Origin of the sequence: Enterobacter cloacae complex sp. ECNIH7 (assembly GCF_002208095.1) — a bacterium.
Lineage (GTDB): Bacteria > Pseudomonadota > Gammaproteobacteria > Enterobacterales > Enterobacteriaceae > Enterobacter > Enterobacter cloacae_M.
In genome coordinates, this window is sequence record NZ_CP017990.1 from 3,572,752 (window position 1) to 3,594,430 (window position 21,679).

At 56.3% G+C, this 21,679-nt stretch carries 23 protein-coding genes and 4 tRNA genes; 13 read left to right on the forward strand and 14 right to left on the reverse strand.

Annotated elements, in window-relative coordinates; translation table 11 throughout:
- Nucleotides 1-100 precede the first annotated feature (100 nt).
- From WM95_RS17555 to WM95_RS17575, 5 genes are all read left to right on the forward strand, one after another.
- Nucleotides 101-176: transfer RNA gene (locus WM95_RS17555), tRNA-Val, on the forward strand.
- Between the two features lie 41 nt (nucleotides 177-217).
- A tRNA-Val gene (locus WM95_RS17560) sits at nucleotides 218-293 on the forward strand.
- A 29-nt stretch (nucleotides 294-322) separates the two neighbouring features.
- Nucleotides 323-398, forward strand: a tRNA-Val gene (locus tag WM95_RS17565).
- 4 nt (nucleotides 399-402) lie between these two features.
- Nucleotides 403-478, forward strand: a tRNA-Lys gene (locus WM95_RS17570).
- A 180-nt stretch (nucleotides 479-658) separates the two neighbouring features.
- Nucleotides 659-1,000 (forward strand): FlxA-like family protein, encoded by a 342-nt coding sequence (locus WM95_RS17575; RefSeq protein WP_045355365.1) that lies wholly within the window; start codon nucleotides 659-661, stop codon nucleotides 998-1,000.
- Here WM95_RS17575 and WM95_RS17580 read toward each other — a convergent pair.
- The gene (locus WM95_RS17580; RefSeq protein WP_063408674.1) at nucleotides 997-1,932 is read right to left on the reverse strand and encodes a LysR family transcriptional regulator; all 936 of its coding nucleotides are present in this window, start codon (nucleotides 1,930-1,932) and stop codon (nucleotides 997-999) included. The genes WM95_RS17575 and WM95_RS17580 overlap by 4 nt on opposite strands.
- 89 nt (nucleotides 1,933-2,021) lie before the next feature.
- Between WM95_RS17580 and WM95_RS17585 the strand changes: the two genes are divergently transcribed.
- Nucleotides 2,022-3,017, forward strand: coding sequence for a bile acid:sodium symporter family protein (locus WM95_RS17585; RefSeq protein ID WP_023308725.1), 996 nt, complete (start codon nucleotides 2,022-2,024; stop codon nucleotides 3,015-3,017).
- Here the strand turns inward: WM95_RS17585 and WM95_RS17590 are convergent.
- From WM95_RS17590 to zipA, 3 genes are all read right to left on the reverse strand, one after another.
- The gene (locus WM95_RS17590) at nucleotides 3,014-3,229 is read right to left on the reverse strand and encodes a DUF3820 family protein (protein ID WP_045894690.1); all 216 of its coding nucleotides are present in this window, start codon (nucleotides 3,227-3,229) and stop codon (nucleotides 3,014-3,016) included. The genes WM95_RS17585 and WM95_RS17590 overlap by 4 nt on opposite strands.
- Nucleotide 3,230: 1 nt before the next feature.
- Nucleotides 3,231-5,246, reverse strand: a complete 2,016-nt coding sequence (gene ligA / locus WM95_RS17595; RefSeq protein WP_059446258.1) for an NAD-dependent DNA ligase LigA — start codon at nucleotides 5,244-5,246, stop codon at nucleotides 3,231-3,233.
- Between the two features lie 69 nt (nucleotides 5,247-5,315).
- Complete coding sequence (gene zipA / locus WM95_RS17600) at nucleotides 5,316-6,299, reverse strand: cell division protein ZipA (RefSeq protein ID WP_023308727.1); 984 nt, start codon at nucleotides 6,297-6,299, stop codon at nucleotides 5,316-5,318.
- 230 nt (nucleotides 6,300-6,529) lie between these two features.
- Here zipA and cysZ point away from each other — a divergent pair, with 230 nt between their 5' ends.
- From cysZ to crr, 5 genes are all read left to right on the forward strand, one after another.
- Nucleotides 6,530-7,291, forward strand: a complete 762-nt coding sequence (cysZ, locus tag WM95_RS17605) for a sulfate transporter CysZ (RefSeq protein WP_063408675.1) — start codon at nucleotides 6,530-6,532, stop codon at nucleotides 7,289-7,291.
- 163 nt (nucleotides 7,292-7,454) lie between these two features.
- Nucleotides 7,455-8,426, forward strand: a complete 972-nt coding sequence (gene cysK / locus WM95_RS17610) for a cysteine synthase A (protein WP_014884739.1) — start codon at nucleotides 7,455-7,457, stop codon at nucleotides 8,424-8,426.
- A gap of 317 nt (nucleotides 8,427-8,743) precedes the next feature.
- Nucleotides 8,744-9,001, forward strand: a complete 258-nt coding sequence (gene ptsH / locus WM95_RS17620) for a phosphocarrier protein Hpr (RefSeq protein ID WP_000487600.1) — start codon at nucleotides 8,744-8,746, stop codon at nucleotides 8,999-9,001.
- 44 nt (nucleotides 9,002-9,045) lie between these two features.
- On the forward strand, nucleotides 9,046-10,773 hold the full coding sequence (gene ptsI / locus WM95_RS17625; protein WP_023332954.1) for a phosphoenolpyruvate-protein phosphotransferase PtsI: 1,728 nt from the start codon (nucleotides 9,046-9,048) through the stop codon (nucleotides 10,771-10,773).
- A 40-nt stretch (nucleotides 10,774-10,813) separates the two neighbouring features.
- Nucleotides 10,814-11,323 (forward strand): PTS glucose transporter subunit IIA, encoded by a 510-nt coding sequence (gene crr / locus WM95_RS17630; protein WP_003861316.1) that lies wholly within the window; start codon nucleotides 10,814-10,816, stop codon nucleotides 11,321-11,323.
- Between the two features lie 44 nt (nucleotides 11,324-11,367).
- On the opposite strand, the gene pdxK is transcribed toward crr, so the two are convergent.
- From pdxK to WM95_RS17680, 10 genes are all read right to left on the reverse strand, one after another.
- Nucleotides 11,368-12,204, reverse strand: coding sequence for a pyridoxine/pyridoxal/pyridoxamine kinase (pdxK, locus tag WM95_RS17635; protein WP_063408676.1), 837 nt, complete (start codon nucleotides 12,202-12,204; stop codon nucleotides 11,368-11,370).
- Nucleotides 12,205-12,209: 5 nt separating this feature from the next.
- Nucleotides 12,210-13,121, reverse strand: coding sequence for a cysteine synthase CysM (gene cysM / locus WM95_RS17640; protein ID WP_032643539.1), 912 nt, complete (start codon nucleotides 13,119-13,121; stop codon nucleotides 12,210-12,212).
- A gap of 67 nt (nucleotides 13,122-13,188) precedes the next feature.
- Nucleotides 13,189-14,283: a sulfate/thiosulfate ABC transporter ATP-binding protein CysA gene (gene cysA / locus WM95_RS17645; protein WP_023308732.1), complete on the reverse strand. Its 1,095-nt coding sequence runs from the start codon at nucleotides 14,281-14,283 to the stop codon at nucleotides 13,189-13,191.
- Entirely contained in the window at nucleotides 14,273-15,148 is an 876-nt protein-coding gene (gene cysW, locus WM95_RS17650; RefSeq protein WP_063408677.1) for a sulfate/thiosulfate ABC transporter permease CysW, read from the reverse strand. Before cysW ends, cysA begins: the two co-directional genes overlap by 11 nt.
- Nucleotides 15,148-15,981, reverse strand: coding sequence for a sulfate/thiosulfate ABC transporter permease CysT (gene cysT, locus WM95_RS17655; protein WP_004123378.1), 834 nt, complete (start codon nucleotides 15,979-15,981; stop codon nucleotides 15,148-15,150). Before cysT ends, cysW begins: the two co-directional genes overlap by 1 nt.
- A complete protein-coding gene (locus WM95_RS17660) occupies nucleotides 15,981-16,994 on the reverse strand; it encodes a sulfate ABC transporter substrate-binding protein (RefSeq protein ID WP_023308734.1) in 1,014 nt (337 codons plus the stop codon). Before WM95_RS17660 ends, cysT begins: the two co-directional genes overlap by 1 nt.
- A 172-nt stretch (nucleotides 16,995-17,166) precedes the next feature.
- Nucleotides 17,167-18,066, reverse strand: coding sequence for a Dyp-type peroxidase (locus WM95_RS17665; protein ID WP_045355354.1), 900 nt, complete (start codon nucleotides 18,064-18,066; stop codon nucleotides 17,167-17,169).
- A 92-nt stretch (nucleotides 18,067-18,158) separates the two neighbouring features.
- On the reverse strand, nucleotides 18,159-18,734 hold the full coding sequence (locus tag WM95_RS17670) for an RpoE-regulated lipoprotein (protein ID WP_023308736.1): 576 nt from the start codon (nucleotides 18,732-18,734) through the stop codon (nucleotides 18,159-18,161).
- A 63-nt stretch (nucleotides 18,735-18,797) separates the two neighbouring features.
- Complete coding sequence (locus WM95_RS17675; protein WP_023308737.1) at nucleotides 18,798-19,247, reverse strand: DUF2919 domain-containing protein; 450 nt, start codon at nucleotides 19,245-19,247, stop codon at nucleotides 18,798-18,800.
- Nucleotides 19,234-19,659 carry a GNAT family acetyltransferase gene (locus tag WM95_RS17680; RefSeq protein ID WP_023308738.1) on the reverse strand — a complete coding sequence of 142 codons (426 nt, stop codon included), beginning with the start codon at nucleotides 19,657-19,659 and terminating at the stop codon, nucleotides 19,234-19,236. The genes WM95_RS17675 and WM95_RS17680 overlap by 14 nt, the downstream gene beginning before the upstream one ends.
- Nucleotides 19,660-19,871: 212 nt before the next feature.
- On the opposite strand from WM95_RS17680, the gene amiA reads away from it, so the two are divergent.
- Together amiA and hemF are read left to right on the forward strand one after the other, a co-directional pair.
- Nucleotides 19,872-20,747, forward strand: a complete 876-nt coding sequence (amiA, locus tag WM95_RS17685; protein WP_047652635.1) for an N-acetylmuramoyl-L-alanine amidase AmiA — start codon at nucleotides 19,872-19,874, stop codon at nucleotides 20,745-20,747.
- Nucleotides 20,747-21,646 (forward strand): oxygen-dependent coproporphyrinogen oxidase, encoded by a 900-nt coding sequence (gene hemF / locus WM95_RS17690; RefSeq protein WP_023308740.1) that lies wholly within the window; start codon nucleotides 20,747-20,749, stop codon nucleotides 21,644-21,646. The genes amiA and hemF overlap by 1 nt, the downstream gene beginning before the upstream one ends.
- The last annotated feature ends 33 nt before the right edge of the window (nucleotides 21,647-21,679 follow it).

Genomic DNA, 21,679 nt, shown 5'->3' on the forward strand with positions numbered 1-21,679 from the left:
TCGCGATCGTTTTGTTTAATTTTACGACGAACGAATAAAAACTTTAGAAAATGCGTTGACTCATTTTCAACTCTCCCTATAATGCGACTCCACACAGCGGGGGTGATTAGCTCAGTTGGTAGAGCATCTCCTTTACACGGAGGGGGTCGGCGGTTCGAGCCCGTCATCACCCACCATCTACTTCGGTAGACTCGCAGTGTAGATAAGAATTGAGATTGGGCGATTAGCTCAGTTGGTAGAGCATCTCCTTTACACGGAGGGGGTCGGCGGTTCGAGCCCGTCATCGCCCACCATTCTCACCTTATCGCAGTAGTTCCGAAATGGGCGATTAGCTCAGTTGGTAGAGCATCTCCTTTACACGGAGGGGGTCGGCGGTTCGAGCCCGTCATCGCCCACCATTTCGGGTCGTTAGCTCAGTTGGTAGAGCAGTTGACTTTTAATCAATTGGTCGCAGGTTCGAATCCTGCACGACCCACCAGTGTAAAAAAGCGCCCTAAAGGCGCTTTTTTGCTATCCGCAGTTTGTCTACTTTCGACCTCCAGTAACGCATCATTAATACTGATTGCGTATCGATGTTACTCCCCGCCAGATATGGCAGTTTTGCTCAAGCTAATCCCGTTGGTGCCGATACCTCTGTTTTATAACGCGAGGAAAGACTATGACGACCATTCAGGCTTCAACCCAGATGATTCAAACCAGCAGCGGTGGGAGTGGTGCTTCTGGCAGTAACGACATCGCTTCCCAGATCAGCAGTATTATTGACAAGATCAAAAAGCTGACTCAGCAGTTAAAAGAGCTGGCGAACAGCACCGGCAGCGCTGATGAGAAGAAGAAGCAGCAGGAACTTATTCAGACCCAGATCAAAGTGCTTCAGGCGCAGCTCGCCTCACTGCAGCGCCAGCAGGCAGAAGAGGCCCAAAAGAAGCAGGATCAAAAGCTGGGCAAAGTGGAAGGTGTGAATAACCCTTCAGACAATAATCAGATTGATATCTACATCTAATCTTCTGATGCGTTAAACAGTGGGTCGCGTATGCGGGCTTCGGTTAATCGTTGTGCCTGGATACGCACCACTTCCCAGATAGCCTGCGCCGCCCCCGAGAGTGAGCGATTTTTTCGCCGCACCAGCATCAGCTTTCGCTCAACAACGGGCGCTAATCGCCTGACGGCCAGCCGGCTTCCCTGCGGCAGGGGAAGCGCCAGGGCGGGCAACACGCTGATGCCAATGCCGGCTTCCACCATGGGAAACAGCGTCGCCGGGTGACCAATCTCCTGCACGATCGTTGCTTTTACGCCCTGATTCACCAGCGCGGAATCAATCAGCGGACGACTGCCCGAGGCATAATCCTGTAAAACCAGGTTCGCGTCCGTCAGACACTGCCAGCTGACTTCCGGCAACGTGGCCAGCGGGTCGTCGTCACGGCAGAGCAGCAAGAATGGCTCGGAAAGTACGCTTTCACACGCCAGATCGCTCGCCTGGCCGGGATCGATCACAATACCAAAATCCACATCGCCCTGGCGGATGCTCTCCAGCACCCACTGCTGCGGCCTGTCATGCAGGACAAAATCAATATCCGGATAGCGGTGGCTTCCCTCGGCAATACACTGCGGGATAAGGTGTGCAGAGATTGTCTGACTGGCCGCGACGCGCACGGTCCCCGAAAGCTGCTGCCCCAGCCTCCCCACGTCTCTGAGCGTGCTGTTTAGCTCATCAAGCAGCCGTTCGAGGCGCAGGGCCAGCTGCTGCCCCGCTTCGGTCAGCACCACTTCGCGCGTGGTGCGGTCAAGCAACTTCACCCCGGTCTGATTCTCCAGCTCTTTCACGCTGTGGCTGACCGCCGACTGGCTCAGCCCAATCTTCTCGCCTGCCCGGCTAAAGCTGCGGGCGTGAGCGACGGTGACGAAAATACGAAGCTGACGTAAGGAATAATTCATCTGTTTCATTCATGAATGGATGCAATAAATCAATTTTATTTCTCAAATAGAAAAAAGCACAATAGCGACATCTGATTTCAGGAGTCATTATGAAACTATTTCGTATTCTTGATCCGTTCACGCTTACCCTGGTGGTTACCGTTTTACTGGCCTCGTTTTTCCCCGCCCGCGGGGGCTTCGTCCCGTTTTTTGAAGGGCTGACGACGGCCGCCATCGCGCTGCTGTTCTTTATGCACGGTGCAAAACTCTCCCGCGAAGCCATTATTGCCGGCGGTAGCCACTGGCGGCTGCATCTCTGGGTGATGTGCAGCACGTTCATTCTGTTCCCAATCCTCGGAGTGCTGTTTGCCTGGTGGGCGCCGGTTAACGTCGACCCGGCGCTCTACACCGGTTTCCTGTATCTCTGTATTCTGCCGGCTACCGTGCAGTCCGCCATTGCCTTTACCTCTCTCGCCGGAGGGAACGTTGCGGCCGCGGTCTGCTCGGCCTCAGCATCCAGCCTGCTTGGGATTTTCGTTTCCCCGCTGCTGGTGGGCCTGCTGATGAACATGCACGGCGCGGAAGGCAATCTCGAGCAGGTTGGAAAAATTTGCCTGCAGCTGCTGCTGCCGTTTGTCCTGGGACATTTATCCCGTCCATGGACCGGGGCGTTCGTGGCAAAGCACAAGAAATGGATCTCAAAAACCGACCAGTCGTCGATTCTGCTGGTGGTCTATTCCGCCTTCAGCGAAGCGGTGGTTAACGGGATCTGGCATAAGGTGGGCGCAGGCTCGCTGCTGTTTATCGTGGTGGTCAGCCTCGTTCTGCTGGCGATTGTGATTGCGGTAAACGTATTTGTGGCACGCAGGTGCGGCTTCAGCAAAGCGGATGAAATCACCATTGTCTTCTGCGGTTCCAAAAAGAGCCTGGCGAACGGTATCCCGATGGCCAATATTCTGTTCCCGACCTCGGTGATTGGGATGATGGTGCTGCCGCTGATGATTTTCCACCAGATCCAGCTGATGGTCTGCGCGGTGCTGGCGCGTCGCTACAAGCGCCAGACTGAAAAGCTGGCGCAGAAAGAGACCCGCGCCGCGAAGGCTTAAGGACGTTTCAGGGGCTGAACCAGCTGGGTCAGCCCCTCGGTTTTGATCAGTAACGTGATAGCCATCAGCTCGCCCAGTCGCCCTGTCGGGAATTCATCCTTACGGGCAAACCACAGCAGATACTCCTCCGGCAAATCAATCAGCCTGCGGCCCTTGTATTTACCGAACGGCATCTCCGTATTGGCTATTTCAACGAGCTGTTCTTTCTCCACGTTACTCTCCTAACAGACGCATCATTTCCGCTTCGTCGATAACCTCAATGCCGAGCTCCTGGGCTTTCGCCAGCTTCGAGCCTGCCGCTTCCCCGGCGATCACCAGGTCGGTTTTCTTCGACACGCTGCCCGCCACTTTGGCCCCCAGCGCCACCAGGCGCGCTTTCGCATCGTCGCGTGAAAGCTGGCTCAGGCTGCCGGTCAGGACTACCGTTTTACCGGCGAACGGGCTGTCGATCTCTTCGGCGTTAACCACTACCGGCGCGGGCCACTTGATGCCCTCTTCCAGCAGCTTGCCGATAACTTCACGGTTGCTCTCTTCGGCGAAGAAGTTAAAGACGTGCGTGGCGACCACAATGCCAACGTCAGGGACTTTCTGCAGCTCGTCGATGCTAGCCTTTTCCAGCGCCTCCAGCGTACCAAAGTACGCCGCCAGACCCGCCGCCGTCGCCTCACCCACTTCACGAATGCCCAGCGCGTAAAGGAAGCGGGCAAAGGTCGTTTCTTTTGCGGCTTCCAGCGCGTTAACCACATTCTGGGCAGACTTTGGTCCCATGCGGTCGAGACCGGTCAGTTTACCAGCGGTCAACCTGAAGAGGTCCGCTGGCGTGTGGACATACTCTTTCTCGACCAGCTGATCGATAATCTTGTCGCCCATGCCGTCGACGTCCATCGCCCGACGGGAGACGAAGTGCTTCAGCGACTCTTTACGCTGCGCACCACAGATTAAGCCGCCCGTACAGCGGGCCACCGCTTCGCCTTCCACACGCTCAACGTCGGAGCCGCACACCGGGCAGTGGGTCGGGAAGACGATCTCGCGCGTATCGGCAGGACGTTCTGACTCGACGACGTTAACCACCTGTGGGATAACGTCGCCCGCGCGGCGAATCACCACTTTGTCACCAATGCGCAGGCCGAGGCGTTCGATTTCATCGGCGTTATGCAACGTGGCATTACTCACCAGCACGCCCGCGACCTGTACGGGCTCCAGACGTGCGACCGGGGTAATCGCCCCCGTACGGCCAACCTGGAACTCCACGTCGCGAACGAAGGTCATCTGCTCCTGAGCAGGGAATTTAAACGCCACCGCCCAGCGCGGCGCGCGCGCCACAAAGCCCAGCTGCTCCTGCAGCGCCAGTGAATTCACCTTGATGACGACGCCATCAATATCAAAACCGAGCGTCGGGCGGTCCTCTTCCACCTTGTGGTAGAACGCCAGCACCGCTTCCGGCGAGTCGCAGAGCTGAACGCGGTTGCTCACCGGCAGACCCCACGCTTTAAACTGCAGCAGACGTCCGAGGTGCGTATCCGGCAGCTCGCCGCCCTCCAGAATACCGACGCCGTAGCAGAAGAAAGTAAGCGGTCGCTTCGCGGTGATACGTGGATCAAGCTGGCGCAGAGAGCCTGCCGCCGCATTACGCGGGTTAGCAAACACCTTTCCGCCGGTGCGACGCGCCTCTTCGTTAATTTTCTCGAAGCCCGCCTGGGGCAGGAACACCTCGCCGCGCACTTCCAGACGTGCGGGAATGTTGTCACCCTGCAGCTTCAGCGGGATCGCGCGGATGGTACGCACGTTGGTGGTGATGTCTTCGCCCGTCGTACCGTCGCCACGCGTTGCGGCACGCACCAGCACGCCGTTTTCGTAGAGAAGACTGACCGCCAGGCCATCCAGCTTGAGCTCGCAGCACCAGGTGAGGGAGTCGCTGCTTTTAAGGCGATCCTGCACGCGTTTGTTAAACGCGAGGAAGCTCTCTTCATCAAATACGTTATCCAGCGACAGCATCGGCACCTCATGGCGCACCTGGCTGAAAGCGCCGAGCGGCTCAGCGCCGACGCGCTGGGTGGGGGAATCCGGCGTGATGAGCTCTGGATGCTGCGCCTCTAACTCGCGCAGCTCGCGCATCAGGCGGTCATATTCCGCATCCGGGACTTCCGGCGCGTCCATAACATGATAGAGGTATTCATGATGGCGAAGCGTGGTTCGCAGTTCAGTGAGTTGTTGTTCGATTGAGTCCATATCGCACCATCAATGAGAAAAAACCCCCGACAGGCGGGGGTTGAGGAGGAGTTGAAGTAAACGCGACGATTACGCGTTAGCTTCCTTAACTTCGCGGATGCGGTCCTGATACTCGCGCAGCTTCTGCGGGGTCATCATTCGACGCTGATCGTCAAGCACCACGCCACCGACTTCGTCAGCGATGTGTTGAGCGGACTGCAGCATCAGCTTAAAGTTTTGCAGTTCGTCGCCGTAAGAAGGCACCTGCATAAAGATAGTGACGCCCGGGGTCACGAAATCACCGGTCATTTCCGGATCAAAGGTACCAGGGTTAACCATGTTGGCCAGGCTGAACAGCGCCGGACCGCTACCGTCAGGGCTCAGATGGCGATGGAAAATGTTCATATCGCCAAACTTGAATCCTGCCTGTTGAATACTGTTGAGCAGCACGTCACCGTTGAGATGGCTGCCGTGATGCGCGGCCACGTTCATGATGATCACCGCTTCTTTACGCTGTGGTTTTTCAACAACCGGCTCTGGCTCTACAACGGGCTCAGGCTCAACGTGCGGGGCCGGAGCAGGCTGAGGCGCAGGCTGTACGTGAACAGGCTGCTGCGGTTGTTGTACCGGCTGAGCAGGCTGTTGCTGCACGGGCTGCTGCACCGGCTGCTGTTGAACCGGCTGTGGCGCAGCAGGCTGCTGATAAACAGGCTGTTGCGGCGGCTGGCGCACCGGTTCTTCCACAGGCTGCGGCGCTGGCTGGCGCGGCTGTGCAGAAGCATACGGCGGTTGATACTGGTGCTGCGAAGGACGAGGCGCTTCATGCTCCCCATGGCCTGCGCCGGGCGCAGTATTGACCCGATGAACACGAACTTCACCCACGCCGTCGTCATCGCTGCCGTCGATGTCATCTTCACTGTCATCGTCGTCACGACTGGACTTCATGCGCTTCAGTGGGCGATCGCGGAACATCGAGGAACGCTCTTTACGGCTGGTCCAGAAACCATGTACCAGTAAAGCGATTATGGCGATCGCGCCAACAATGATTAATATCAGACGCAAATCCTGCATCATTATATTCTCTGTTGTTCTAACACCTTGCCACCACGGCAAACATTTACTCACTAAGAGTATTTGCCGTTTACGTCAAGTGCAAGTGTGTGCAGAGCATTCACAGCATAAAGATGAAGGAAATCGTGCTTTTTGCTGGTTTTTCGAACATTTCCGAACTGGTCATTGCTCCGTAAGTGGATAATATAGGCGGGCAATTCCACTGGTTGTGTAAAAAGGAGTACAGCCTGGCTATGGTTTCAACATCTTCTTCTCCCCCGCGCAGCGGCGTCTGGTATTTTTCTCAGGGCTGGAAACTGGTCTCCCTGCCGGGGATTCGACGCTTCGTGATTCTGCCGCTGTTGATCAACATTATTCTGATGGGCGGCGCGTTCTGGTGGCTGTTCACAAAGCTGGAGAGCTGGATCCCGTCGCTGATGAGTTACGTTCCGGACTGGCTGCAGTGGCTTAACTACCTGCTCTGGCCGGTGGCGGTAATTTCCGTGCTGCTGGTGTTTGGGTACTTCTTTTCGACGATTGCCAACTGGATAGCCGCACCGTTTAACGGTCTGCTGGCGGAACAGCTTGAAGCGCGGCTTACCGGCGCGACGCCGCCGGACACGGGCGTACTGGGGATCATGAAAGACCTGCCACGCATCATGAAGCGCGAGTGGGAGAAGTTTGCCTGGTACCTGCCCCGCGCGATTGTGCTGCTTATCCTCTACTTTGTGCCAGGCATTGGCCAGACGGTGGCGCCGGTGCTGTGGTTTCTGTTCAGCGCCTGGATGCTGGCCATCCAGTACTGCGACTATCCGTTCGATAACCACAAGGTGCCGTTTAAAGAGATGCGCACTGCCCTGCGCAGCCAGAAGGTCGCCAATATGCAGTTTGGCGCGCTGACCAGCCTGTTCACCATGATTCCCTTCCTGAATCTGTTCATCATGCCCGTCGCCGTCTGCGGCGCGACGGCGATGTGGGTCGACTGCTACCGTGCTAAGCACGCGTTATGGAAATAATGCAAAAATGTGTAAAGCAGGGGTGGCTTATGCCGCCCCTTATTCCATACTGATCCCCATTATTTCCTTGCAGTATATAGATATGCGAATTCCTTACTTCCCCCTACCTGCTCAACAGGTATGCTGGGTCGGTATCCCAATTTCATACAGTTAAGGACAGGCCATGAGTAAGATTTATGAAGACAACTCGCTGACTATCGGTCATACGCCCCTGGTTCGACTGAACCGTATCGGTAATGGACGCATTCTGGCGAAGGTCGAATCACGTAACCCGAGCTTCAGCGTAAAATGCCGTATCGGTGCAAACATGATTTGGGATGCTGAAAAACGTGGCGTACTGAAGCCTGGCGTTGAGCTGGTGGAACCGACAAGCGGTAACACCGGTATCGCTCTGGCCTATGTGGCTGCCGCACGCGGCTACAAGCTGACGCTGACTATGCCAGAAACCATGAGCATCGAGCGTCGTAAGCTGCTTAAAGCGCTGGGCGCGAACCTGGTGCTGACCGAAGGCGCGAAGGGCATGAAGGGCGCCATTCAGAAAGCTGAAGAGATTGTGGCCAGCGATCCGGCGAAATATCTGCTGCTGCAGCAGTTCAGCAACCCGGCTAACCCGGAAATTCACGAGAAGACCACCGGTCCGGAAATCTGGGAAGATACCGACGGCCAGGTTGACGTATTTATCTCCGGCGTGGGTACCGGCGGTACGCTGACCGGCGTGTCACGCTATATTAAAGGCACAAAGGGTAAAAAAGACCTGATCACCGTTGCCGTTGAGCCAACTGACTCACCGGTTATCACCCAGGCACTGGCGGGTGAAGAGCTTAAACCAGGCCCGCATAAAATTCAGGGTATTGGCGCAGGCTTCATTCCGGGCAACCTGGATCTGAAGCTGATCGATAAAGTGGTGACCATCACTAACGAAGAAGCCATTTCTACCGCGCGTCGCCTGATGGATGAAGAAGGCATTCTGGCGGGTATCTCTTCCGGTGCAGCCGTTGCGGCAGCACTCAAGCTTCAGGAAGATGAAGCCTTTACCAACAAGAACATTGTGGTTATCCTTCCTTCTTCAGGCGAGCGTTATCTGAGCACCGCACTGTTTGCCGATCTATTTACCGAAAAAGAACTGCAACAGTAGTGCCAGCATGTTAATAACGCGTAAAAAAGCACCTTTTCAGGTGCTTTTTTGTGGCCTGCTTCAAACTTTTGCCCCTCCTGGCATTGCTTCACCCCGTTGGGTCTGGTATTTAAACCAGCAATTATTTTGATGCGTGAAATTAATCGGTGAATGAAATAGCCTTGCTGAATCGATTTTATGATTTGGTTCAAGTCTTGCTTTCGCTGCATAATGTTTAATGACGATCGAAACGTCAGCGCTAACAATACAGGCTAAAGTTCAGTCGCCAGGCTAGACTTTAGTTCCACAACACTAAACCTATAAGTTGGGGAAATACAATGTTCCAGCAAGAAGTTACCATTACCGCTCCGAACGGTCTGCACACCCGCCCTGCTGCTCAGTTTGTTAAAGAAGCAAAAGGCTTCACTTCTGAAATCACTGTGACTTCCAACGGCAAAAGCGCGAGCGCAAAAAGCCTGTTCAAACTGCAGACTCTGGGCCTGACTCAGGGCACCGTTGTCACCATCTCTGCAGAAGGTGAAGACGAGCAGAAAGCAGTTGAGCATCTGGTAAAACTGATGGCTGAGCTCGAGTAAGTTTCCGGGTTCTTTTAAATATCAGTCACAAGTAAGGTAGGGTTATGATTTCAGGCATTTTAGCATCCCCGGGTATCGCTTTCGGCAAAGCACTGCTGCTGAAAGAAGACGAGATCGTCATCGACCGGAAAAAAATTTCTGCCGACAAGGTTGATCAGGAAGTTGAACGTTTTCTGAGCGGTCGTGCCAAGGCATCTGCGCAACTGGAAGCAATCAAAACTAAAGCTGGCGAAACTTTCGGTGAAGAAAAAGAAGCCATCTTCGAAGGGCACATCATGCTGCTCGAAGATGAGGAGCTGGAGCAGGAAATCATAGCCCTGATTAAAGATAAAGGCATGACGGCCGACGCGGCTGCGCATGAAGTTATCGAAGGTCAGGCAACTGCCCTGGAAGAACTGGATGATGAATACCTGAAAGAGCGTGCGGCTGACGTACGTGACATCGGTAAGCGCCTGCTGCGCAACATCCTGGGTCTGGCCATCATCGACCTGAGCGCGATTCAGGATGAAGTCATCCTGGTTGCCGCTGACCTCACTCCGTCTGAAACCGCACAGCTGAACCTGAAAAAGGTCCTCGGTTTCATCACCGACGCGGGTGGCCGTACTTCCCACACCTCTATCATGGCGCGCTCTCTGGAACTGCCTGCCATCGTGGGTACCGGTAGCGTCACCTCTCAGGTGAAAAACGGCGACTATCTGATTCTGGATGCCGTAAACAATCTGGTTTACGTCAACCCAACTAATGAAGAGATCGATAAACTGCGCGCGGTTCAGGAGCAGGTTGCGACTGAAAAAGCGGAACTCGCTAAGCTGAAAGACCTGCCAGCCATCACCCTGGACGGCCATCAGGTAGAAGTGTGCGCAAACATCGGTACCGTCCGCGACGTTGATGGCGCTGAGCGCAACGGTGCGGAAGGCGTCGGTCTCTATCGTACAGAATTCCTGTTCATGGACCGCGACGCGCTGCCAACGGAAGAAGAGCAGTTTGCTGCCTACAAAGCCGTGGCTGAAGCCTGCGGCTCTCAGGCGGTTATCGTCCGTACCATGGACATCGGTGGCGACAAAGAGCTGCCGTACATGAACTTCCCGAAAGAAGAGAACCCGTTCCTGGGCTGGCGTGCAATCCGTATCGCGATGGATCGTAAAGAGATCCTGCGTGACCAGGTTCGCGCGATCCTGCGTGCGTCTGCTTTCGGTAAACTGCGCATCATGTTCCCGATGATCATCTCTGTTGAAGAAGTGCGTGCACTGAAGAAAGAGATCGAAATCTACAAACAGGAACTGCGCGACGAAGGTAAAGCGTTTGACGAGTCAATCGAGATCGGCGTGATGGTGGAAACACCTGCGGCGGCGACCATTGCGCGTCATTTAGCCAAAGAAGTTGATTTCTTTAGTATCGGCACCAATGATTTAACGCAGTACACCCTGGCAGTTGACCGTGGTAATGATATGATTTCACATCTCTACCAGCCAATGTCACCGTCCGTACTGAACTTGATCAAGCAAGTTATTGATGCTTCTCATGCAGAAGGTAAATGGACTGGCATGTGTGGTGAGCTTGCAGGCGACGAACGTGCTACACTTCTGTTGCTGGGTATGGGTCTGGACGAATTCTCTATGAGCGCCATTTCCATCCCGCGCATTAAGAAGATTATCCGTAACACGAACTTCGAAGATGCGAAGGTGTTAGCAGAGCAGGCTCTTGCTCAACCGACAACGGACGAGTTAATGACGCTGGTTAACAAGTTCATTGAAGAAAAAACAATCTGCTAATCCACGAGATGCGGCCCAAATTACTGCTTAGGAGAAGATCATGGGTTTGTTCGATAAACTGAAATCTCTGGTTTCTGATGATAAGAAAGACTCCGGAACTATTGAGATTGTTGCTCCGCTCTCCGGCGAGATCGTCAACATCGAAGACGTGCCGGATGTAGTGTTTGCTGAGAAAATCGTTGGTGATGGCATTGCTATCAAACCAACTGGCAACAAAATGGTTGCTCCAGTTGACGGCACCATCGGTAAAATTTTTGAAACCAACCATGCGTTCTCTATCGAATCTGATAGCGGTATCGAACTGTTCGTTCACTTCGGTATCGACACCGTTGAACTGAAAGGCGAAGGCTTCAAACGTATCGCGGAAGAAGGCCAGCGTGTTAAAGTTGGCGACCCGGTAATTGAATTCGATCTGCCACTGCTGGAAGAAAAAGCCAAGTCTACCCTGACGCCGGTTGTTATCTCCAACATGGACGAAATCAAAGAACTGATCAAACTGTCTGGCAGCGTCACCGTGGGTGAAACCCCGGTTATCCGCATCAAGAAGTAATTCTTGCCGCACAGAAAAATGGCGCCTTCGGGCGCCATTTTTGTTTATGCCGGTAGGATAAGCTCGTCGTAGCCTTTCGACTGGGTATAGAGCATCACATCAGTCACCCGATCGCCGGCCATGCGAATGGCGTCGGCAACGGTTTTCCCCTCAACAATTCCGCTCACCAGCTCTGAACAGAACAGGTCGCCCGTCCCTTTCAGATCGGTTTCTACGCGCGGATGCGCGCTGACGGTCACGCCTTCATTCGTCACCAGCACTACGTGGATGTTTTCCGGGTCATCGGCCACCGGCGCGCTGGTGATCGCCACCCATTTCAGGCTGTCGGAGAGCAGTCCCTGCGCCGCAGAGATGGCGCTCTCAGGCGTACGGCACGGTTTGCCGCTTAACACTTCCAGCTCATAGACGTTTGGCGTGATCCCCTGCGCCAGCGGCAGCAGGTGTTCCCGATACGCCTGCGGGATCTCAGGCTTCACGTACATACCGCTGTCGATATCGCCGATAACCGGGTCGACCAGCACCAGCAGGTCAGGATGCTGCGCTTTGACCGCCTTCAGCCATTGAGCCAGCAGGACGATCTGGCTGGCGCTGCCCATATAGCCGGTGGTGACCGCTTTAAGCTCGCGCAGGATGTCGCGCTCTTCCAGTGCCTTAAGATAGCCGCTGAACCACTCGTCGGGGATCACCCCACCATAAAACGTGTCGTAGTGCGGCGTGTTGCTAAACAGTACCGTCGGCACGGCGGTAACGTTCAGCCTGTGGGTACGAATATTCGGTACCGCAATGCTGTTCCCCACGCTGCCGTAAACCACCTGCGACTGCACGGCGACAATGTCGGTTTGCTGCGCCCGGGTGTTATCCCGGAATAGAATCATCTCCATGACGCTTAAATCCCCGCCCCCTGCGAATAACTCTCTTCACCAAAGACGCCGGTAGACAGATAGCGATCGCCGCGATCGCAAATAATCGCCACCACTACGGCACCCGGGTTTGCCTGCGCTACCCGAATCGCACCCGCTACCGCGCCGCCCGAGCTGACGCCGCAGAAGATACCTTCGCGCACGGCCAGCTCACGCATGGTATTTTCCGCCTCGCGCTGGTGAAGATCCAGCACCTGATCCACCAGCTGCGCATTAAAGATGCCGGGCATATACTCCGCCGGCCAGCGGCGAATGCCCGGAATGCTGCTCCCCTCTTCCGGCTGGAGGCCAACGATGGTGACGGCTTTTTCCTGCTCGCGCAGAAAACGTGATACCCCGGTAATGGTGCCGGTGGTGCCCATGCTGGAGACAAAATGGGTGATACGCCCGTCGGTTTGCTGCCAGATTTCCGGGCCGGTGGTGGTGTAGTGCGCGTACGGGTTGTCCGGGTTGTTGAACTGATCCAGCAGTTTACCTTCGCCGCGCTCGGCCATTTCTAACGCCAGGTCGCGCGCACCTTCCATTCCCTGCTCTTTGGTCACCAGAATCAGCTCGGCCCCGTAGGCACGCATCGCGGCGCGGCGCTCCTGGCTCATATTGTCCGGCATCAGTAGCTTCATGCGGTAGCCTTTCAGCGCCGCAATCATCGCCAGGGCGATACCGGTGTTGCCGCTGGTGGCCTCTATGAGCACGTCGCCAGGCTTAATTTCTCCGCGTTTTTCGGCCTGGACAATCATCGACAGCGCCGCGCGGTCTTTCACCGACCCCGCTGGGTTATTGCCTTCGAGTTTGACCCAGATTTCACTGCCGTTGTCTGGCCCCATGCGCTGAAGCTTGACCAGAGGAGTGTTGCCGATGGTGTGTTCGAGTGTATTCACGATTTTTGCTCAATAAAAAGCCCGGTAAGCATTACGCCACCGGGCGAAAAACATACGCATTAACCTATCAGGCTGACTCCGCCAGAGCAATATCCTCGCGCGTCTCGATGCGCTCCTTCCCGTGATAAATACGGGCGTGCTGCAGCCCGACAAACAGGCGCTCGCCACGGTGCGGCGGCACGTCGTCGCGCATGACCACGGTCAGCGGCTCGGTATACCAGCCCAGCGGCTGTACCACCAATTGGGTGTAGTGACCTTTAGGGCTAGCTTCCAGCACCTGCACCGGCAGCGGTGAATCCAGGCTGGTTCGGCGGCTCACGTCCACTTCCCACGGACGCAGGAACAGATCGACCGGCCCCTGATGCGCGGAGGTATAGCCCAGCGGCCAGCGGTGCGCGCCCACGTGGAACTGTCCACCGCGAATAGTACCCTGAAGACGGTTTACCTCGCCCATAAACTCCAGCACGAAGCGGGTCGCCGGTTCACGCCAGAGCTGCTCTGGCTCGTCAACCTGCTCAATGTTGCCCTGACTCATGACCACCACGCGATCCGCAACTTCCATCGCCTCTTCCTGATCGTGGGTCACGAAGACGCTGGTGAATTTCAGCTCTTCATGCAGCTGACGCAGCCAGCGGCGCAGCTCTTTACGCACCTGCGCATCCAGCGCGCCGAAGGGTTCATCCAGCAGCAGAATTTGCGGCTCAACGGCCAGCGCGCGCGCCAGCGCCACGCGCTGTTTCTGCCCGCCGGAAAGCTGGGCCGGGAAACGGTCCGCCAGATGCGCCAGCTGCACCATCTCCAGCAGTTTGGTCACTTTGGCCTTAATGGTTGCCGTATCCGGACGTTCGCGACGCGGCAGCACGGTCAGGCCAAACGCGATGTTGTCGAACACGGTCATGTGGCGGAACAGCGCGTAATGCTGGAATACAAATCCTACTTTACGATCGCGGGCGTGCAGGCGGCTCACGTCGGTGCCGTGAAAGCGGATGTGCCCGCTGGTCTGATGCTCAAGCCCGGCGATAATACGCAGCAGCGTGGTTTTGCCCGAGCCGGACGGCCCCAGCAGCGCCACCATTTGTCCGGAAGGGATATCCAGCGAGATATCATTCAGCACCTGGGTGCGACCAAAAGACTTCTTAATATTGGCAATCTCAATGCTCATGATTTCCCTCCTGATGCTGACGTTTTTCCTGATTTTCTAAACGCCACTGCACCACACTCTTCAAAAACAGGGTCAAAATGGCCATCAGCGTCAGCAACGCTGCGGCAGTAAACGAGCCGATGGTGTTGTAGTCCTGCTGCAGCAGCTCAATCTGGAGCGGCAGCGACAGGGTTTCACCCCGGATGGAGCCGGAGACGACGGACACGGCACCAAACTCACCGATCGCACGGGCGTTGGTCAGCACCACGCCGTAAAGCAGCGCCCAGCGAATGTTCGGCAGCGTCACGCGGCGGAACATCTGCCAGCCGGAAGCGCCCAGCAGCACCGCCGCTTCGTCTTCGTTGCTCCCCTGGCTTAACATCACCGGCACCAGCTCACGCACCACAAACGGACAGGTCACGAAGATGGTGACCAGCACCATGCCCGGCCAGGCGAACATGATCTGCAGGTTATGCTCGTCCAGCCAGCCGCCCAACGGACCGTTGGAGCCGTAAAAGAGCAGGTACACCAGACCCGCCACCACCGGCGATACGGCGAAAGGAATGTCCAGCAGGGTCAGCAGCAGCTGACGTCCCGGGAAGTTAAAGCGGGTTACCAGCCAGGCCAGCAGGGTCCCGAACACGAGGTTCACCGGCACGGTGATCAGCGCAATCAGCACCGTCAGCCAGATGGCATGCAGCATATCCGGGTTCGCCAGATTTTCCAGCGCGGGCATCAGCCCTTTGCTGAACGCCTGGACGAAGATATAAACCGTCGGCACGACGAGAATGAGGGCGGAAACCAGCACGCCCACGCCAATCAGAAACCATTTGCCCCAGTTGATGCGGGGTGCATCGTATCGCTTCAATTGCGTAACTTCCGCCATCAGTGACCTACCACACGTCGACCAAAGCGACTTTGCAGAGTGTTAATCGAGTACAGCAGCAGCAGCGAGGCCGCCAGGATCACCGAGGCAATCGCGCTCGCCGCCGGATAATCAAACTCCTGCAAACGGATGAAAATCATCAGCGAGGTGACTTCCGTTTTCCAGGCGATGTTCCCGGCGATAAAAATCACCGCGCCGAACTCACCGAGGCTGCGGGTAAACGACAGCGCAACGCCCGCCATCAGCGCCGGAGAGAGTTCCGGCAGAACCACCTTGCGGAAGCTCTGCCAGCGCGTGGCACCCAGCGTTTCCGCCGCTTCTTCGTATTCCGGACCCAACTCTTCCAGCACCGGCTGCACGGTACGAACCACAAACGGGATGCTGGTAAAGGCCATCGCCACCGCGATACCGAGCCAGGTGTAGGTCACTTTGATATCAAATTTCGCCAGCCACTCGCCGTACAGCCCGTTCACAGAGAAGAGCGACGCGAGGGTTAAGCCTGCCACCGCCGTCGGCAGCGCAAACGGCAGATCCATCAGGGCGTCAAGCAGCGTGCGGCCCGGGAAGCGATAGCGGGTTAAGATCCACGCCATCAGCAGGCCAAACACGCCGTTAAAAATGGAGGCAACAAACGCCGACAGCAGCGTCACCTTGTAGGCCGCCACCACCTGCGGGTTGGTGACCACGTCCCAGTACTGCGCCCAGCTCATCTGAGCAAGCTGCATCACCAGCGCGCTGAGCGGCAACAGCAGGATCAGGCAGACGAACAGCAGGCTTGTCCCGAGGCTCAAGGTAAAGCCCGGCAGCACGCGTTTTGTCGAAACTGCAAACATTACTTATGCCCCGCCGCCAGCAGTTTGTCTAACTCACCGCCGCTGGCAAAATGCGTTTTCATCACATCAGGCCAGGAGCCGAAATGATCTTCCACGCGGAACAAATCGGTCTGCGGGAACTTATCTTTCAGCTTGTTCATTACGTCCGGGTTGTTCACGCGGTAGTAGTAATCGGTAATGATGGTCTGCGCCTGCGGGCTGTACAGGTAGTTGAGATAGGCTTTTGCCGCTTTCTCGGTACCGTTTGCCTGCACGTTTTTATCCACCCACGCCACCGGGAACTCGGCCAGGATGTTGGTTTTCGGGATAACGACCTCGAAGCCCTGCGCTTCGTACTGTTTGCGGATGTTATTCACTTCCGATTCAAAGCTGATCAGCACGTCGCCGAGACCACGCTCCGCGAAGGTCGTGGTCGCCCCGCGGCCGCCGGTATCAAACACTTCGACGTTTTTCAGGAACTGGGTCATGAACTGCTCGGTTTTGGCTTTATCATTACCGTCAGCCTTGTCGGCCGCGCCCCACGCGGCTAAATAGGTGTAGCGAGCGTTACCGGAGGTTTTTGGGTTCGGGAAAATCAGCTTCACGTCGGAACGCACCAGGTCGCTCCAGTCGTGGATATTCTTCGGGTTGCCCTTACGCACCAGGAAGCCCATGGTGGAATAGAACGGGGAGCTGTTGTTCGGCAGACGACTCTGCCAGTCCGCCGGGATGAGCTTGCCTTTGTCATGCAGGATCTGCACGTCAGTCACCTGGTTGTAGGTCACCACATCCGCTTTCAGGCCCTGCAAAATCGCCAGCGCCTGCTTGGACGATCCGGCGTGGGACTGCTTGATGGTAAGCTTGTCGCCGTTATTGTCTTTCGCCCACTGCTGTTCAAACGGGGGATTAAGGGCGGCAAACAGCTCGCGGGAGACGTCATACGAACTGTTTAACAGTTCAGTCGCCTGCGCCTGTGCCACCAGCAGTAAACCTGCCAGCGCCAGAGTTCCTTTTTTCAGTACAGTAACGGCCATTGCGCACCCTTATAAATGTGATGACTATCTTATAGTCATAATATTTATAACGGGGATGAAAGGAGTAACGGTTTTATATACCGTTTGGTGATTTAGAAGCAGAAAAGGGAATAAGGGTGAGGCCTGATGCCTTCACCCCAGCCCTCTCCCGCAGGGAGAGGGAGAAAGGACATTACAGCGCCAGCAGACGCTCAACGGACGGCGCAAAGTAATAGCCGCCGGTCACCGGTTTGGTGAAGCGCAGCATGGCGTCGCGCTTGCCGTCGGTATCGCCGAACATGCTCAGCAGCTGCTGCTCGATGTTATACAGGCGCGCGCAGTAGGCGCAGAAGTAGAGGCCGTGCGTGCCGCTTGCCGTGCCGTACGGCAGGCTCTGGCGGACAATCTTCAGCCCTTTGCCGTCTTCTTTGAGGTCAACGCGGGTCAGGTGAGAGGTTACTGGACGGTCGTCGCCGTCGATCTCTTCGTTGGCTTCTTTAGTGCGGCCAATCATCATCTCCTGATCGTGCACGCTCATGCGGTTAAGCTGCTTGAGGTTGTGCTCCCAGCGCTGCACGAACACGTAGCTGCCGCCCGCGTCCACGCCGTCTTTGATCACCGCCACGTCGCGACGCGTCTCTTCACCCGCCGGGTTTTCGGTGCCGTCGACGAAGCCGCTCAGATCGCGCTCTTCCACCCAGCGGAAGCCGTGAACCTCTTCCTGCACCTCAATGCTGTCGCCAAAAGCCGCTACTGCCGCCTGGGCAACGGAGAAATTCACGTCGTGACGCAGGGAGAGAATATGGATCAGCACGTCGTACTGAGTTGCCGGAGCCAGACCTTTGCCGTAAGGGATGAAGTCTTTCAGCTCTTCCGCCCCTTCGCCACCGCTCAGCTGACGCCAGACGTTATTGCCAAAGGCAACAACGGCGCCGAGGTGGGCTTCCGGGAATTTGGCCTGGAAGGTTGCCAGCTTATCAACAAACGCTTTACTGGCCGCACGCAGGGCATCCACGTCCCCTTTAACATTGGCTTCAATCCAAATCGCCGCGCGGCAATGTTCTGGCAAAATGCCACTCTGAACCTGAGACATCGCTCCTCCTGAAATAAAGATGCCACGTCAGCGTGGCATTGATGGCGGCTATTATACCCGGATTTCAGCGAGGCGGTTTGTTCAGGCGCAAATTACTGCTTCCAGAGTATTTTGCTCACTTTCCAGCTCTTGAGCGTGTCGTCAGACGGCATCAGTCCTTCCGGACCGCTCCAGGTTCCGGTGAAGACATAGCTGATGTGCTGGCTGCCTTCAGCCTTACATTCCACCGCGACTTTGTCGTCAGACGGCAGGCTGGTGCAGTTGCCAAAAGCCTGCTTATAAAGTTCGCTGAACGGCGTACCCACTTTTACACCGCTCGCCGTCGGAATATCTTCATCCATCACAGCGATACGGTTTACGGTGCCTTTGTCACCGTTGATCACCAGCGCAAGCTTGTCACCCTTCAGCGCTTCGTAATAGCGAACAATATTGCCATTCTCCGTTTTCATGCCGCTGCGCAGGCGGTAATCGCCGCTGAGCGCATCCTGAATAGCGTCCTGATCCAGCGCCGTCGCGGCGGTAATTTTCCCCACGCCCTGCTCGGTCACTTCCGTTGATGAGCCAAACCAGTTCCACGGATACGCGGCGGACCAGTTAATGGAGGAGAGCGTCGAACAGCCGGTCAACGCCAGCGGGAGAGCGCATAAAAATAAACGCAGCGATTTCATTGAAACGTCCTTTCTTGTTAAATCAACGCTTGTTGGAGTGCGACATCGGCAAAAAGTGCCGGATTAATCATCCTGATGCGCAAAACAGGCGCGAAGACGCGGGTTGGTCAGCAGCCACAGCAGGGCCACAATATCGGCAACCACCAGCGCAACGCCGGTGCCCGTCAGCGGTTCACCGTACCACCAGAGTACCGGCTGCCAGAAGAGCAGCGCAACCTGGGCGAGGACCAGCAGCCAGCGAAGCGCGCCCCAAAAACGGGGGATCGCATGCCGTCGTCCGCTGCATAAAAAAGCGACCACCGCCGGTACGCCCGGCAGCAAGCCGAGCCAGAAGGCGTCATGATCGGGATAAAAGAGATTCAGCAGCGTGTCGCCCTGCCCGCGCGACGCGGCAGCCATCACAAACAGCACCCAGGTCCGGGCCTGGAGCAGCAGAACGCACCAGAATAAAAAGGGCAGCCTGACGCGGCCCTGCGCGTCATAGTCTGCCGGGTGGATCTCAGTACTCTTCATCTTCGATCAGACGCTTTCCTAAACTCAGCACGTCGGAGTGCTCGTAGCCCAGGCGCTCATACATGCCCAGCACCACGTCGTTATCTTCCCGCACCATGATCTGGATTTTCGGGCAGCCACGGGCGATCAGCTTCTTCTCGAGCCGGTTCAGCAGCGCATTGGCGATGCCGCGGCCACGGTATTCGGGGTGGACGCCCAGATAATAGGCCGAGCCGCGGTGACCGTCATAACCGCCCATGACCGTTCCCACAACCTCGCCGTTGACTTCCGCGACCAAAAACAGACTGACGTCGTGATTCACCTTACGTTCGATATCCATTTCCGGATCGTTCCACGGACGCAGCAGATCGCAGCGCTCCCAAAGGGTGATCACCTCTTCGAAATCTTCCTGGCGAAAAACGCGTATCTCCATGGTATTAACCGCCTTTTCGGGTTTAAAAACAGTGATTATGGCGCGAAGCTTGCCTTTCGCCAATAACCGGGGAAAATCTCGCCAAAATTTGGCATAATGTCACTTTGTCACGTATTGAAATGAAAAGTAAAACAATTATCAATATGGACTGTCGTAACGGGAAACACGATACGATATAACACCAGGACCCCATTTTTTAGTATTCAGGCCGCATGAGCACATTCAAACCATTAAAAGCACTCACATCGCGTCGTCAGGTTCTCAAAGCGGGGCTGGCGGCCTTAACGTTAACGGGCATCGCAAAGCAGGCTCAGGCAAAAGACGAGAGCACGCTCAAAACCAGTAACGGACACAGCAAACCGAAAACCAAAAAGCCGGGCGCGAAGCGCCTGGTGATGCTCGACCCGGGCCACGGCGGTATTGATACCGGCGCCATCGGCAAAAACGGGTCGAAAGAAAAACACGTCGTGCTGGCAATTGCAAAAAACGTGCGCGCAATTTTACGCAGCAACGGCATTGACGCCCGTCTGACGCGCTCTGGCGACACCTTTATTCCGCTGTATGACCGCGTTGAGATCGCCCACCAGCACGGTGCGGATCTGTTTATGTCGATCCACGCCGACGGCTTTACCAACCCTTCCGCGGCCGGCGCCTCGGTGTTTGCGCTTTCCAACCGTGGCGCCAGTAGCGCCATGGCAAAATACCTCTCCGACCGCGAAAACCGGGCGGATGAAGTCGCCGGGAAGAAAGCCACTGACAAAGATCATCTTCTACAGCAGGTGCTGTTCGACCTCGTGCAGACGGATACGATTAAAAACAGCCTGACGCTCGGCTCGCATATCCTCAAGCGGATTAAGCCGGTGCACCGCCTGCACAGCAAAAGCACCGAGCAGGCGGCGTTCGTGGTGCTGAAATCGCCGTCCATCCCGTCCGTGCTGGTGGAAACGTCCTTTATTACCAACCCGGAAGAAGAGCGGCTCCTCGGCACCACGGCGTTTCGTCAGAAGATCGCCAACGCCATCGCCTCCGGCATTATCAGTTACTTCAACTGGTTCGATAACCAAAAAGCGCACTCCAGGAAACGTTGATGAAACCCGATGCTCAACTGGTCAAAACCTTCCTGCTTCAGCTGCAGGATGAAATCTGCCAGAAACTGGCCGCCGCAGACGGCGGTGAATTTCAGGAAGATACCTGGCAGCGCGAGGCCGGTGGCGGCGGGCGCAGCCGGGTGCTGCGTAACGGCGGCATCTTCGAACAGGCGGGCGTGAATTTTTCCCACGTTCACGGCGACGCCATGCCCGCGTCTGCGACGGCGCATCGTCCTGAACTCGCGGGCCGCAGCTTCGAGGCGATGGGCGTCTCGCTCGTAGTGCACCCGCACAACCCGTTCGTGCCCACCAGCCATGCCAACGTGCGCTTTTTCATTGCGGAAAAACCGGGCGCCGACCCGGTCTGGTGGTTCGGCGGCGGTTTCGATTTAACGCCCTACTACGGCTTCGAAGAGGATGCCGTGCACTGGCACACCACCGCGCGGGACCTTTGCCTGCCGTTTGGCGAAGACGTCTACCCGAAATTCAAAAAGTGGTGCGATGACTACTTTTACCTGAAGCACCGCGACGAGCAGCGCGGCATCGGCGGGCTGTTCTTTGACGATCTCAACGCGCCTGATTTTGATACCGCGTTCAGCTTTATGCGCGCGGTAGGCGAAGGCTACACCGACGCCTATCTGCCGATTGTCGAGCGTCGTAAAAATACCGATTACGGCGTGCGCGAGCGCGAGTTCCAGCTTTACCGCCGCGGGCGCTACGTGGAGTTCAACCTGGTATGGGATCGCGGGACGCTGTTCGGCCTGCAGACCGGCGGGCGCACGGAGTCGATTCTGATGTCGATGCCGCCGCTGGTGCGCTGGGAGTACTGTTACGAACCAAAAGAAGGCAGCCCGGAGGCTGCCTTGCGTGAGTTTATTCAGGTTCGGGATTGGGTGTAGCCCTTATCCCCTCTCCCTTTGGGGGAGGGTTAG

What these genes read in the sequence shown, in the direction of transcription:
- WM95_RS17575 (WP_045355365.1), top strand. Translation starts at nt 659, where the DNA reads ATGACGACCATTCAGGCTTCAACCCAGATGATTCAAACCAGCAGCGGT.
- WM95_RS17580 (WP_063408674.1), bottom strand. Translation starts at nt 1,932, where the DNA reads ATGAATTATTCCTTACGTCAGCTTCGTATTTTCGTCACCGTCGCTCAC.
- WM95_RS17585 (WP_023308725.1), top strand. Translation starts at nt 2,022, where the DNA reads ATGAAACTATTTCGTATTCTTGATCCGTTCACGCTTACCCTGGTGGTT.
- ligA (WP_059446258.1), bottom strand. Translation starts at nt 5,246, where the DNA reads ATGGACTCAATCGAACAACAACTCACTGAACTGCGAACCACGCTTCGC.
- zipA (WP_023308727.1), bottom strand. Translation starts at nt 6,299, where the DNA reads ATGATGCAGGATTTGCGTCTGATATTAATCATTGTTGGCGCGATCGCC.
- cysZ (WP_063408675.1), top strand. Translation starts at nt 6,530, where the DNA reads ATGGTTTCAACATCTTCTTCTCCCCCGCGCAGCGGCGTCTGGTATTTT.
- cysK (WP_014884739.1), top strand. Translation starts at nt 7,455, where the DNA reads ATGAGTAAGATTTATGAAGACAACTCGCTGACTATCGGTCATACGCCC.
- ptsH (WP_000487600.1), top strand. Translation starts at nt 8,744, where the DNA reads ATGTTCCAGCAAGAAGTTACCATTACCGCTCCGAACGGTCTGCACACC.
- ptsI (WP_023332954.1), top strand. Translation starts at nt 9,046, where the DNA reads ATGATTTCAGGCATTTTAGCATCCCCGGGTATCGCTTTCGGCAAAGCA.
- crr (WP_003861316.1), top strand. Translation starts at nt 10,814, where the DNA reads ATGGGTTTGTTCGATAAACTGAAATCTCTGGTTTCTGATGATAAGAAA.
- pdxK (WP_063408676.1), bottom strand. Translation starts at nt 12,204, where the DNA reads ATGGAGATGATTCTATTCCGGGATAACACCCGGGCGCAGCAAACCGAC.
- cysA (WP_023308732.1), bottom strand. Translation starts at nt 14,283, where the DNA reads ATGAGCATTGAGATTGCCAATATTAAGAAGTCTTTTGGTCGCACCCAG.
- cysW (WP_063408677.1), bottom strand. Translation starts at nt 15,148, where the DNA reads ATGGCGGAAGTTACGCAATTGAAGCGATACGATGCACCCCGCATCAAC.
- cysT (WP_004123378.1), bottom strand. Translation starts at nt 15,981, where the DNA reads ATGTTTGCAGTTTCGACAAAACGCGTGCTGCCGGGCTTTACCTTGAGC.
- WM95_RS17660 (WP_023308734.1), bottom strand. Translation starts at nt 16,994, where the DNA reads ATGGCCGTTACTGTACTGAAAAAAGGAACTCTGGCGCTGGCAGGTTTA.
- WM95_RS17665 (WP_045355354.1), bottom strand. Translation starts at nt 18,066, where the DNA reads ATGTCTCAGGTTCAGAGTGGCATTTTGCCAGAACATTGCCGCGCGGCG.
- WM95_RS17670 (WP_023308736.1), bottom strand. Translation starts at nt 18,734, where the DNA reads ATGAAATCGCTGCGTTTATTTTTATGCGCTCTCCCGCTGGCGTTGACC.
- WM95_RS17675 (WP_023308737.1), bottom strand. Translation starts at nt 19,247, where the DNA reads ATGAAGAGTACTGAGATCCACCCGGCAGACTATGACGCGCAGGGCCGC.
- WM95_RS17680 (WP_023308738.1), bottom strand. Translation starts at nt 19,659, where the DNA reads ATGGAGATACGCGTTTTTCGCCAGGAAGATTTCGAAGAGGTGATCACC.
- amiA (WP_047652635.1), top strand. Translation starts at nt 19,872, where the DNA reads ATGAGCACATTCAAACCATTAAAAGCACTCACATCGCGTCGTCAGGTT.
- hemF (WP_023308740.1), top strand. Translation starts at nt 20,747, where the DNA reads ATGAAACCCGATGCTCAACTGGTCAAAACCTTCCTGCTTCAGCTGCAG.